Source organism: Pedobacter sp. CG_S7 (genome assembly GCF_040544395.1).
Lineage (GTDB): Bacteria > Bacteroidota > Bacteroidia > Sphingobacteriales > Sphingobacteriaceae > Pedobacter.
This window is the reverse complement of record NZ_JBEONS010000053.1, coordinates 1-12,557: the sequence shown is the minus strand read 5'-3', so window position 1 is coordinate 12,557 and position 12,557 is coordinate 1. Positions and strand designations below refer to the sequence as shown.

10 protein-coding genes and 1 tRNA gene are annotated in these 12,557 nt (G+C 36.3%); 4 read left to right on the top strand and 7 right to left on the bottom strand.

The features are described 5' to 3' along the window. Window positions 1–68: 68 nt before the first annotated feature. Complete coding sequence (locus AAKU52_RS16310) at window positions 69–407, top strand: 3-keto-disaccharide hydrolase (RefSeq protein ID WP_354335501.1); 339 nt, start codon at window positions 69–71, stop codon at window positions 405–407. A 95-nt stretch (window positions 408–502) separates the two neighbouring features. Here AAKU52_RS16310 and AAKU52_RS16305 read toward each other — a convergent pair whose 3' ends face one another. The 7 genes from AAKU52_RS16305 to AAKU52_RS16275 form a co-directional block, all read right to left on the bottom strand. Next, complete coding sequence (locus AAKU52_RS16305; protein WP_354335499.1) at window positions 503–1,414, bottom strand: DMT family transporter; 912 nt, start codon at window positions 1,412–1,414, stop codon at window positions 503–505. Window positions 1,415–1,495: 81 nt separating this feature from the next. After that, window positions 1,496–2,620, bottom strand: a complete 1,125-nt coding sequence (locus tag AAKU52_RS16300; RefSeq protein WP_354335497.1) for an ABC transporter permease — start codon at window positions 2,618–2,620, stop codon at window positions 1,496–1,498. Between the two features lie 51 nt (window positions 2,621–2,671). After that, a complete protein-coding gene (locus AAKU52_RS16295) occupies window positions 2,672–3,778 on the bottom strand; it encodes an ABC transporter permease (RefSeq protein ID WP_354335495.1) in 1,107 nt (368 codons plus the stop codon). An 11-nt stretch (window positions 3,779–3,789) separates the two neighbouring features. After that, window positions 3,790–4,524: an ABC transporter ATP-binding protein gene (locus AAKU52_RS16290; RefSeq protein ID WP_354335493.1), complete on the bottom strand. Its 735-nt coding sequence runs from the start codon at window positions 4,522–4,524 to the stop codon at window positions 3,790–3,792. Window positions 4,525–4,530: 6 nt separating this feature from the next. After that, on the bottom strand, window positions 4,531–5,439 hold the full coding sequence (locus tag AAKU52_RS16285; protein ID WP_354335491.1) for an ABC transporter ATP-binding protein: 909 nt from the start codon (window positions 5,437–5,439) through the stop codon (window positions 4,531–4,533). A 7-nt stretch (window positions 5,440–5,446) separates the two neighbouring features. After that, entirely contained in the window at window positions 5,447–6,322 is an 876-nt protein-coding gene (locus tag AAKU52_RS16280; RefSeq protein ID WP_354335489.1) for an HlyD family secretion protein, read from the bottom strand. A gap of 10 nt (window positions 6,323–6,332) precedes the next feature. Beyond that, window positions 6,333–7,592: a TolC family protein gene (locus tag AAKU52_RS16275; RefSeq protein ID WP_354335486.1), complete on the bottom strand. Its 1,260-nt coding sequence runs from the start codon at window positions 7,590–7,592 to the stop codon at window positions 6,333–6,335. Between the two features lie 220 nt (window positions 7,593–7,812). On the opposite strand from AAKU52_RS16275, the gene AAKU52_RS16270 reads away from it, so the two are divergent. From AAKU52_RS16270 to AAKU52_RS16260, 3 genes are all read left to right on the top strand, one after another. Next, window positions 7,813–7,886: transfer RNA gene (locus tag AAKU52_RS16270), tRNA-Ala, on the top strand. A 478-nt stretch (window positions 7,887–8,364) separates the two neighbouring features. After that, window positions 8,365–10,602 carry a GH92 family glycosyl hydrolase gene (locus AAKU52_RS16265; RefSeq protein WP_354335484.1) on the top strand — a complete coding sequence of 746 codons (2,238 nt, stop codon included), beginning with the start codon at window positions 8,365–8,367 and terminating at the stop codon, window positions 10,600–10,602. 127 nt (window positions 10,603–10,729) lie between these two features. Further along, window positions 10,730–12,409: a GMC oxidoreductase gene (locus AAKU52_RS16260; RefSeq protein WP_354335481.1), complete on the top strand. Its 1,680-nt coding sequence runs from the start codon at window positions 10,730–10,732 to the stop codon at window positions 12,407–12,409. Window positions 12,410–12,557: the final 148 nt, after the last annotated feature.

Genomic DNA, 12,557 nt, shown 5'->3' with positions numbered 1-12,557 from the left:
TAAAATACATAAAAATATCCTAAATAACAAAAAAAACAAGTGTAATTTATTGTTAATCAATTAGTTAAATCATATATTGCCTTGCAACGGTCTTATATCCTGAACGAGGTATATTTCGCTCATTATCTTCCTTGTATGATTTAATACCATCAAAGAAAAAGAAAATTGTTCCCCTGGGCTATTGGAATACCGCTAGAATTATTGTTAAAAGGAATATGATTCAACATTGGTTAAACGGCTATAAAGTTGTAGAATATGATAGAGATAATAATTCGTTTGCCTCTTTAGTAGCAAAAAGTAAATACAAGAATCTTGAAAATTTTGGAAAATCAGAAAAAGGACATATCCTGTTACAAAATGAAGGTTCGCCTATTTCCTTTCGTAATCTAAAAATTAGAAGTATTTGATACTTTTATAAGGTGATTTTCAGTAATAAAATTAAGAATGATAAGTATAACTTAGAGAAAGGAATGTTTCCTTTCTCTTTTTTGCGTTTTGGGTGTTATGCCTGTTTTTCTTGTTCTTTAATAGGCCGGTAATTGCTGTCAACCGTCATTTTTCTCTTTTTCCTAGAATAAAGTAAACCGGTTACTACCAATAATGCACCAATAACACCATATAAAGTTAGTGGCTCATTTAAAATAATCACTGCCATAAAATAGCCTAAAGCTGGCGTTAAAAACAGCCATAAGCCAGCTTTTACAGGATCTGTGTGTAATAATTTTAACCACAGGGCATAAGCAATAATAGTTACTGGGACTACCAGCCAAATGAAGGAAAGGAAGAAATTCAAGTCTGGATTGATGAAGTTATTTGACGCATTGAATAAAACGATTGGAATAAAAAAGATACATCCAAATGTAATTTGCCAAGTGTTAACTGTCATTCGGTTGAGGGCTATTTTTTTCTTTGAAAAATAGATACTTCCAAAAGATAAGGAGGTAATTCCTGCTACTAATGCTGCTAAACCTAAAAGGCTTGCATGACTATCTTTAAGGTTTGGAATCGCGGCCAATATTAATCCTGATAAGGCAATAAAAATCCCTACGTATTCATTGAGAGTAAGTTTCCGCTTGAGAATAATACCAGAAAGCAGGATTAATATTAAAGGGTTTGTTGCCATGAAAAGACTAATCAGACCTGCCGATACTGTTTTTATAGCGATGATAAAACCAGTCATATAAATGGTGACATTTAATAAGCCAAGCATAAATAGCTGTTTAAATTCTTCTTTTGATGGGAAGCGGTTTTTCTTTTTGTTCAGCAAATAGGTGTAGGAAAGTAAAAAAATGGCAACGACAAGAAACCTTAAGAAAGTTAATAAAAAAGGATCTACAGAATGCATGGCAAATTTTGTAGCTACCGCTGCGGATGCCCACAATAAACTATATAAAATACCTTCAATAATATCCATTGATTAACAGGGGCTGATCGTTTTTTGTAGAAGCGAATTTATTAAAAACCATATCAATTATAGCTTAAAATTTTTTATAAGCTACACTACCTTCTTGTAACTCCAAACAGCCAGGCCATTGATAACAAAAGCATAGCAAACAATAATGAAAAATGGAGTAGAAATAGCTGAAAAGGAAGCCCCTTTAAGCATGACCATTCTAATTATTTCTACATAATAACGAATTGGGTTCAATAAAGTTAACTTTTGTGCCCACTGAGGCATACTTTCAATAGGAGTAAACAAACCACTCATCAGAATAAAGATAACTACTAAAAACCAGGCAATAAACATAGCTTGCTGTTGCGTATCAGTATAATTGGAAATGAACAAACCCAAGCCAAGAATAACTAATAAATAAACTGAAGTGAATAAATAAATTAAACCAATATTGCCTAAAATAGGAACATTGAAAACCATTTTGGCAATAAACAATCCGATGGTTAAAATCACCAATCCTAGGATCCAAAAGGGGAACAATTTCCCAATAATAAATTGATATTTTTTTATTGGGGTAACGTTTATTTGTTCTAATGTTCCTAATTCTTTTTCGCGAACAATGTTCATGGCAGATAAAAATAGCGTAAGCATCGTTACTAAAAGCACTAATATGCCTGGAACCATCAATGTCTTATAGTTTAATGTATTGTTATACCAAAATGAAGGAATAGTAATTATATTTTGATGCTGTACCTCCATCCCATCCTGGTAATTAAAAAGTTTTGTTTGTATTTCTTGATTAAATGAGGTTATAATTTGCATGACATAAACATTTTCAATCCCCGCGGCAGCACCATCTATAGCATTGATATTGACGGAGAGACTTGTCATTTTTTCTTTTACCAACTGGCTCTCAAAATGATTTGGAATTTCCAGAATCACATCAACTTTTGCGCTTTGCATTTGTAAATCTGCTTCTTTTTTTGATGTAAATCTTTCGATCCCATTGAAATAACCAGATGCCTTAAACTTACTGATCAACGCTCTTGAAGTGGAGGAATGATCGTTATCTAAATAGCCGAATTGGATGTTTTTGACTTCAAAACTTGCCGCGTTTGATAAGATCAGCAGCTGCAGTAATGGCAATACAAATATAAGCGGGAGCATGCCTTTATTTCTAAAAATTTGCCTGAACTCTTTTTGGATGATGAATACTATGGTTTTCATTGCTGTTTGTAAACTTATAATGGTTTCACTGACTCTGTTTTCTTAAGTTCATTATTCTAATCTTATTTTGTAGTTTTTGATACTTAAGGCCATGAAAAATAGCGTCATTCCTAATAGGATTAATGATTCTTTCCAAATAACAGCTATTGTTGCGCCTTTTAACATTATAGCCTTAATAATGATGATGAACCATTTTGCAGGAATGATATTACTGATGATTTGTAAGGGGAGAGGCATACTGGAAATAGGGAAGATAAACCCTGACAGGATGATAACCGGAAGCATTAATCCCATTAAAGAAATCATCATTGCTGTTTGTTGGGAATTTGAAATGGTTGAAATTAAAATTCCCAGCGATAATGCCGAAATAATGAATAAAATGCTTTCTAAAGCCAATAAAATCAAGCTCCCCTGGATTGGAATTTTGAATACAAAATACCCTAAAATGAGAATTACAGCAGCATTAATAATAGAGAGAAAAATATAGGGGAATACTTTACCCAGTATAACTTGAAACGGTTTTATGGGCGAAACCAATAAGATTTCCATGGTTCCAAGTTCTTTTTCCTTCGTAATAGAAATGGAGGTCATCATGGCCGAAACCAGCATCAAGATTACGGTCATCACACCGGGAACAAAAGTAAAAACACCTTTAAGTTCCGGATTATAATAATGTTGTGTTTGGGTGTATATTTGGTAACCCGGTCTATTCGATTTGTTGATTTCCAGCGAGTAGTTTTGCAGTATAGCGTTAATGTAATTCGTAATTGTATTGGCAATATTGGGGTCAGTTGCATCCGTAATAACTTGAACCTCTGCTTTTTTGCTAGTTTGCAGGTTATTAATGAAATCTTTTTCAAAAACCAACACCGCTTTTACTTTTCCTTCCTTAAAAACACTTTCAATCTGGGCTTCACTAGTAATCTCCTGTTCCATATTAAAATACTTTGAGCCATTGATTTTGTTGATAATCTTTTGCGTCTCCGTATCTTTTGATTTATCTAAAATGGCAATGCTGACATTATTAATTTCATTGGTAATGGCAAAACCAAATAACATGATTTGGACGATAGGCATACCGAAAAGAATAAACATAGAACGTTTGTCGCGGAAAATATGATAGAATTCTTTTCTTACAAAGCCGATAAATCTTTTCATTTATTTATAAGTTATTCTATGTTTCTAGCTAATTTCAAAAACACCTCATTCATGGAAGGAACATTATACTGTTTTTTTAGGTTTTTTGGGGTATCCAAAGCTTCAATATTGCCTTCAACCATAATGGAAACCCGGTCGCAATATTCAGCTTCATCCATGTAGTGTGTAGTTACAAAAATGGTGGTTCCTTTGTGTGCTTCAGCGTAAATCATCTCCCAGAATTGTCTTCTTGTAATGGGGTCAACGCCACCAGTAGGCTCATCGAGGAAAACGATTTTAGGTTCGTGTAGTAGAGCCACAGAAAAGGATAGCTTCTGTTTCCAGCCCAGCGGCAGTGAACTAACAAGTTTATCGGCAACCTCTTGAAGTTGCAGTTCTGCGATTAGTTTTTCCGTTTTTTGTTTTATATGAATTCTGGAAAGCCCATAAATTCCTCCAAAAAAAGTGATGTTTTCTTTGATGGTTAAATCGTCATACAAAGAGAATTTCTGGCTCATGTAGCCAATGTTTTTCTTTACCAATTCGGCATTGCTTTTTACATCAAAACCAGCTACCGTAGCATCACCTGAAGTTGGTTTAGCAATGCCTATCAACATTTTCATTGCAGTCGTTTTCCCTGCACCATTTGCACCTAGAAACCCGAATATTTCACCTTTATAAACATCAAAAGAGATCGAATTAACAGCAGTAAATTTGCCGAATTCTTTCCTTAGCTTTTTAACTTCTATAATTTTTTCAGTTTTCAAAAGGAATTAATTTATAGTGGTTAAATCCATGAAAATATCTTCTATTGTCGTATTAGAAATCTCAATTTCCAGTTCATGATGCTCTTTATCCTCAAGGTATTTTTGCAAATGATTAGGATTAAAGTCTCGGTTTTTATCAATATAATGGATGTATTCACCAAAGGCATAGACACTATATTGCCCAGGATAAATTTTCAAATCCTGAAGGAGCATATAGGCATTAGCTGCACGAACATTATAAATGGTTTTATCGTAATTTTTGATCATGTTTTCAGGAGTGTCAATTTTCAATATTTTACCTTTTTGAATTAAAGCAATGCGGTCACACAGCGCAGCTTCATCCATATATGGGGTGGAAACCAGTATGGTAATTCCTTTTTTTTGTAATCGTTTGAGCATTTCCCAAAACTCTTTCCTCGACACCGGATCAACACCAGTGGTAGGTTCATCCAGAAACAAGACTTTAGGCGCATGAATTAGGGCACAGCATAAAGCAAGCTTTTGTTTCATTCCGCCAGAAAGTGCACCAGCTCTTCGGTTTTTGAAAGGTTCAATCTGATTGTATATATCTTTGATCAATTCATAGTTTTCGGCTATAGTTGTTCCGAAGATAGTAGCAAAAAAGCTCAGGTTTTCCTCTACCGTTAAATCAAGGTATAATGAAAACTTTCCTGGCATATAACCCACAGCATTGCGTATGCTTTTGTAGTCTTTAACCACATCGAAATCTGTAACACTGGCCGTCCCTTTATCAGCGAGTAGTAATGTAGTCAATATCCTGAATAGCGTAGTTTTTCCTGCGCCATCCGGACCGATAAGTCCGAATAACTCCCCATGATTTACATGAAATGAAATATCATTTACTGCTAAAAGGCTTTTAAAGGATTTGGAAATCTGCTGAACAATAATACTCATTGCTTAATTATTTAAGCCACATTTCTGCAGGCATTCCTATTTTTAAACTATTGTCATTTTTAACTTTAACTTTTACTGCATAAACAAGGTTTACACGTTCCTCTTTGGTTTGAATAATTTTGGGTGTAAATTCAGCAGAAGCTGCTATGGAGGAAATTATTCCCTGATATGTTTTCATCTCATTCTCCGTATCAATTTTTACGTCAACTTGCTGTCCCACTTTTATTTTAGACAACTGCTTTTCGCTGATATAGACACGCAATATCATGTCTGCAATGTTTGCAATTTTGTACAGGGGTTTACCAAAGGATGTAATTTCACTCGCCTCGGCATATTTGGCTAAAACGATACCTTTTATAGGGTTGATAATTTTACTTTTTTCAATTTGATCATTTATTTTTTCTATCTGTACAACAATAGATTTCACTTCATTTACGATAGGAGAATTTTGAGTTTCCACACTTTTTATCTGCTCCCTGAGCACATTTACTTTGCCAAGAATTTCATCAACCTGGCGTTTGGTAGCTGCATTTTCGGTAAACATATTTTCGATTCTTACTTTCTCCAGTTTTGTGGTTTTCAATTGTTCCTGCAGCACATTTATTTGCGATAACACGTTTTTAGATTTAGAATAAACAGTGCTTTTTGAAGCCAATAATTGTTGTTTATTAAAATTCAACTGGCTAGTATCTATCAATCCCACTTGAGTTTTTGCTTCTAGGAAATCACCTTCTTCTAAGTTTAAATCTTCAATTTTTCCCGTAGCCTCCGAGGAAACTGTAATTTCTGTAGCCTCAAAATTACCGTACCCATCAGCTTTTTCGTTGTTTCTGTTGCACGAAATCAGACTTGCCAGCAGTAAGAAAGCGATTATGGTTTTCATATTTTTTATGTTATAAATTTTCTGGTGAAAGCGTCACTTGGTAATTGGCCTGGGCCAAACTTAAAAGAATTTCGTGCAGTTTCTGATTCGTCCTGGCTTCATATAAATTAGTCAACTCTACTAAATAATCAGAAGAAGTGATGACACCGTTTTTTAATTGCGCATCCGCAGTTTTCACCACAAATTCGCGCAAACTAATGATGTCATTATCTATAGTTAAGGTAGCGGCCGACTTTTTTATATCGTTTTCCATTTCCTGTAACTGTAGCTTGTTTTGGAGCAAAAAGGTTTCTTTCTCCGTGGTAATTATAGCTTTAGAAATAGACAGGGCCTGTTTTTCATTTTTAGATTTATTCCAGTCATAGATGTTCCATTTTGCTTTTAAGCCAACAATATAGAAGGGTTGAAAGGAGTTGTTTAACATATTTAGTCCTGGATTTCCGTAACCCGCCTGACCGAAAGCATTTATTTTGGGCAGATTGTTTTTTGAAACTAAGGTTTTTGTAACTTCAATTTGGTCGTTTTGTAAATCAAATAACTTCAATTCTGGACGATTATTTGCGGCATAAAAATCATTCGTGATTAATGGCCTTGAGAAAGAAGTGTTTTCATTAATAGAAGAAAGCGTGAGTGAGGAAAGGTTTTCAAGAAATCGCTTTCTATCAAACTGTATTTCTATCAGCTGCTGTTCAATTTTTAAATTTTCTGCCTCCAATACCTTTTCTGAAGCGGGTAGAATAGCCCCGAATTTCACTCCGGTTTTTATTTCTTTAATTTTAGAAGCTAACTGTTCCAGTTTTGAAAGTAAAATTGCTTTTCGTTCTTCCAATAAGAGAACAGAGAAATACAACTGGTTAATTTTGATTTTAATTTGATGTAAATTAACTTCCACTTGCTGTTGTTGTATTTTGGTTTGTGCTGCTTTCAGTTTGGCCTGCATAGCTATCAAACCTCCATTATACAGCAATTGGTTGACATCGAAAGTAGCTCGATATTGGTCTTTATTTAAAGGAGAAACCTGTGCTGGTGGAAAGGGCAATTCTATTACTTCAGATTGATAAGTTGCTTGTGCGTTTAAATCTATTATTGGAAGTTTGCCTTTATTAAGGCTTTCAATTTCAATCGTAGCTTTCTGTTGCAATAAAGCACTTTGTTTCACCAATGGATAATTCTTACTCATCAGCATATAGCAATCTTCCAATGTCAGCTTTTGCTGTGCATTTGCTGTCAGCGTGAAAAACATGATTATTATACCAATAAGTCTTTCCATCTTGTTAAATTTTAATAACATTAGCCATAAAGTCTGCCTCATGATAAATAATTGTTTCCTACTAAAATAACCGTTTGAATAAACAAATGTATCTTAAATCTTTCAAGAGAATGGCTAATGTTTTTTATTATTTGGCTATTAGATCTAATTTGAAAAAGGAGGAAACTATTTTAACATTAAATTTGCAGGAGTTAAACTTTTAATTACTTTTGCCACACACGGGGGATTAGCTCAGTTGGCTAGAGCGTTTGCATGGCATGCAAGAGGTCATCGGTTCGACTCCGATATTCTCCACCGAAATTAGCCCCTTAAATGGGGCTTTTTTATGCCTTAAACTCACTAATTACGTTTATTGCAATCTGAATAAATTTTATATATATAGGTGTAATTAATCGTATATATAGACTAATAGTGTTACGTTTGTGTTACTAAAAACAAAGAACCTAGCAGTTTCCCCAATCAGTTTATTATTAAGACTTTTTAGAAATAAATAGATTTAAAGTTTATTAACTTATGAGTTGCCTTTATTTTGATGAAAGCAAGAGAAGAAAAACATTTAACTCCAACTAATCACGCTTACCTTATTAATAGATAAATATAATATATTTCAAGAATAGAAAATAACGGGGGTAATTTGAACTTAAAAACACTATTTTACATTCTCGAAAAGGGTTTAGGTGGGAATATAGAAATAGCAATCGAACTATAAAATAGCATAGGCACATAAATGATTAAAACAGGTCTACTAAAAAATATAATTCCAACCACTATAATGCTGCTTTTAAGCACATTTGTTAACGCTCAGGATTTACTACGCTATGTACAACCCATGTCCGGTACAGCACCTTCCACCACCGGAGCCGCTTTAAAACACAGCGAAGCAGGCTCAGAAAAAAACGCCAATACCATTCCTGCAGTCGGTTTGCCGTTTTCCATGACACAATGGACACCACAAACACAGACCACAGAAAACAAATGTGTGCCCCCTTATTTTTATAAGGACAGCCTATTGAGCGGTTTTCGCGGCACACATTGGTTAAGCGGCTCCTGCACCCAAGATTATGGAAGCTTCACCATTATGCCTGTTAGTGGAAAATTGAAAACCGCTGTAAAAGATTATGCAACGCCTTTTACGCACCACAATGAACGCTCTAGCCCTGCATACTATAAACTTGATTTACCGGATAAACACTTATCAACAGAAATAACGGCCACCGCCCGCTGTGGTATCATGCAGTTCACTTCTACCAAAACAGATAGTTTATACTTACTCATCATGCCCAACAGCGATCAGGGGAAAGGTTTTGTGGAAATTGATGCCGAAAAAGGAGTAGTGTGGGGTTATAATCCTGTACATCGAATTTACCAGGGCAGGGGCGAACCTGCTGGATTTAAAGGCTGGTTTTATATCAAAATAGAAAAGGCCTTTATCCATAAAGGAACTTTTAGCGGCGCTGAACTTTTTACTGCTAATCGCATCATTAACCAAAAAGATGCAGGTGCCTATATCGGTTTTAAAATGAAAAAGGGAGAGCAGTTGCACATTCGCATTGGCACCTCATTTAGCAGTCTGGAGGGTGCAATTTTGAACCTGGAATCTGAAATAGGGACTAAAAGTTTTACGGATGTCCTCACTTCGGCTAAAAAAATCTGGGAAGAATCGTTATCTAAAATTACAGTCCAGACCAAAAATGAGCGGGATAAAAGAATTTTTTATACCGCCATGTACCATTCTATGCAGCATCCCAGGTTATATAGTGACGTTGATAAAACCTATCCGGCATTTGCAAGTAATGATAAGTTAGAAAAGATGGCAGAAGGGGATTATTATGATGATTTTTCTATGTGGGATATTTACCGCGCACAATTGCCGTTAATAGAAATCTTAAAACCTGATTTAGTCAATGCCTTTGTTCGGTCTTTAATAGGGAAAGGAAAACAAGGTGGCTGGCTACCCATTTTCCCTTGTTGGAACAGTTATACCGCGGCAATGATCGGAGATCACGTTACTGCATTTATTGCATCGGCTTATGCAAAAGGAATTAGACAATATAATACCGAAGATGCCTATCAACTCATGCGCAAAAATGCTTTTAACGTTGCGGATGCGAATGAATATAAAAATGGTATGGGAAGAAGAGCTTTGCCTTCTTATTTAAAATATGGATTTATACCCATGCAAGACAGTGTGCCTGAAGCTTTCCATAAAAAAGAACAAGTGAGTCGCACTTTAGAGTATGCTTTTGATGATTATGCACTTTCTGTTGTTGCAAAAGGAATGAATAAAACTGATGATTATAAGAAATTACATCAGCGATCTTTCAATTATGAAAATGTATTTGATAAAAGCGTAGGAATGGTTAGAGGCCGATATGAGAATGGGGAATGGTCTGAGTCCTTTGATCCTGATAAAAGAGAAGCTTATATCACCGAGGGTACACCACGACAATATACTTTTTATGTGCCACACAACGTACCTGGGTTAGCAAAATTAATGGGTGGCACCAAGGCTTTTGAACATTCTTTAGATCAATTATTCTTTAAAAACGAATACTGGCACGGCAATGAGCCAGGTCACCAGATTCCTTTTATGTATAACTTTACTTCTTCTCCCTGGAAAACCCAAAAAGTAGTTCGTAGCATTTTGAGCGAAGAATACAGTGATGGCCCTGGTGGCTTAAGTGGGAATGATGATGCTGGCCAAATGAGCGCTTGGTATATCTTTGCCGCAATTGGGTTTTACCCTGTAAATCCGGTTTCTACAGCCTATCAATTAAGCTCGCCATTATTTGATAAAGTGACAATGCAGTTGCCTGCTGATAAAAAATGGGAGATCATTTGTCATAAAAAAAGCGCTAGTGCCTTATACATTTCTAAAATTTATTTAAATGGAAAATTGTATGATAAAAATTTCATTACTTACCAGCAAATCATGCAGGGGGGCAAATTAGAAATTTGGTTACAAGAGCAGCCTGGCACCTTTGGTAATAAAGTTAGCAGCAGACCCTAAGTAAAATAGCAATTCATTTTGATCCGTGTTACACCATTTATTGTGTACTGTTTAGATTTGCATCCTAAGGTGTAAAAACCTAATTTGCATTTACCAAATATAAATTTCACCCCTCATAAAAAAAAGAATGGCGAATAATACTTACGATGCAATTGTGATAGGATCTGGTATCAGCGGTGGCTGGGCAGCAAAAGAATTGACAGAAAAAGGTCTTAAAACATTAATGCTGGAGCGAGGGAGGAATTATGAACACGTTAAAGATTATAAATACGGCATAAAGCAACCCTGGGAAGCGGAACACCGTGGCAAAACTACAACTGCTCAAAAAGAAAATTATCCTGTTATTCATCGCGGTTGGGCGGCCAATGAGGCTGTTATGGACTGTTGGGCTAACGAAAAAGATAGCCCCTATACAGAGACAAAACCTTTTACCTGGTGGCGAAGTTACCAACTTGGTGGTCGTTCTACTTTATGGGGCCGGCAAAGTTACCGCTGGAGTGATTTTGACTTTGATGCCAATGCAAAAGAGCAATGGGCCATAGACTGGCCTATTCGTTATAAGGATGTTGCCCCATGGTATGATTATGTAGAGAAATTTGCGGGTATCAGCGGCTCAAAAGAGGGTTTAGCACATTTACCTGACGGCCATTTCTTGCCACCAATAGATATGAACTGTGTGGAAAAGGATGTGGCAGCAAGGATTAAAAAACACTATAACGACCAGCGCCACATGTTTATTGGCCGTGTAGCCAATTTAACAGCAGCCATTCCTGGTCGTACGAAATGCCAATTCAGAGATCGATGCTGGGAAGGCTGTCCTTTTGGTGGTTATTTCAGCACCCAATCTTCAACATTACCAGCTGCAGTGGCAACAGGTAATTTAACCGTTCGTCCTTGGAGCATCGTTACCAGAATACTTTATGGTAAGGATAAAAAAAGAGCAACAGGGGTAGAGATTCTGGATGCCGAAACGAATCAAACCTACCAATTTAATGCAAAAATAATTTTTGTCAATGCTTCGACCTTAAATTCTGCCTGGGTATTAATGAACTCTGCAACTGATGTTTGGGAAGGTGGTTTGGGCAGTAGCAGTGGGGAGTTGGGGCATAACATTATGGACCATCATTATAATGTGGGTGCCTCGGGTAATATAGAAGGCTTTGAAGATCAATATGTCTATGGCCGTCGGCCTACAGGGATTTATATTCCCCGTTTCACCAATCTCTATGGCGATAAAAGGAACTATCAGCGCGGCTTTGGCTATCAGGGGAGTGCCAGCAGAGGCTCCTGGGGTAGGGAAGTTGCAGAGTTAAATATCGGCGGCGATTTTAAAGATGCCCTTTCCAAACCCGGGAAATGGAATATTGGCATGACTGGCTTCGGCGAAATACTCCCTTATCATGAAAATAAAATCACTTTAGATCCTGATAAAAAAGATAAATGGGGATTGCCCATTTTAGCAATGGATGCGGAGCTGAAAGATAATGAAATCCGGATGCGTAAAGACATTACAGCCGAGGCTGCCAATATGCTGGAGGCAGCGGGTGTCAAGAATGTAAATACCTGGGATAATGGTCATGCAATGGGACATGGTATTCATGAAATGGGTACGGCAAGAATGGGTAAAGACCCTAAAACTTCTGTTTTAAATGCACATAACCAAGTGTGGGATGCCTTAAATGTATTTGTAACCGATGGCGCTTGTATGACATCCTCGGCCTGTGTTAATCCGTCCTTAACTTACATGGCATTAACGGCAAGAGCCTGTGAATTTGCCGTTAACGAACTGAAAAAAGGTAATATCTAACCAGAATAATAAAGATTTTATGAACAGAAGAGATGCAATTTCTAGGGTGGCCATCCTTATGGGCGGTACTATTTTTGGTGCTGAATTATTTTTAAGTGGCTGCACAAGTGGAAATCCGGCTGCGGCAAAATTTGTTTTAGATGCAAAT

Excerpts from the sequence above, each read along its gene's own strand:
- AAKU52_RS16305 (WP_354335499.1), bottom strand. The coding sequence starts at position 1,414 with ATGGATATTATTGAAGGTATTTTATATAGTTTATTGTGGGCATCCGCA.
- AAKU52_RS16300 (WP_354335497.1), bottom strand. The coding sequence starts at position 2,620 with ATGAAAACCATAGTATTCATCATCCAAAAAGAGTTCAGGCAAATTTTT.
- AAKU52_RS16295 (WP_354335495.1), bottom strand. The coding sequence starts at position 3,778 with ATGAAAAGATTTATCGGCTTTGTAAGAAAAGAATTCTATCATATTTTC.
- AAKU52_RS16285 (WP_354335491.1), bottom strand. The coding sequence starts at position 5,439 with ATGAGTATTATTGTTCAGCAGATTTCCAAATCCTTTAAAAGCCTTTTA.
- AAKU52_RS16280 (WP_354335489.1), bottom strand. The coding sequence starts at position 6,322 with ATGAAAACCATAATCGCTTTCTTACTGCTGGCAAGTCTGATTTCGTGC.
- AAKU52_RS16275 (WP_354335486.1), bottom strand. The coding sequence starts at position 7,592 with ATGGAAAGACTTATTGGTATAATAATCATGTTTTTCACGCTGACAGCA.
- AAKU52_RS16265 (WP_354335484.1), top strand. The coding sequence starts at position 8,365 with ATGCTGCTTTTAAGCACATTTGTTAACGCTCAGGATTTACTACGCTAT.
- AAKU52_RS16260 (WP_354335481.1), top strand. The coding sequence starts at position 10,730 with ATGGCGAATAATACTTACGATGCAATTGTGATAGGATCTGGTATCAGC.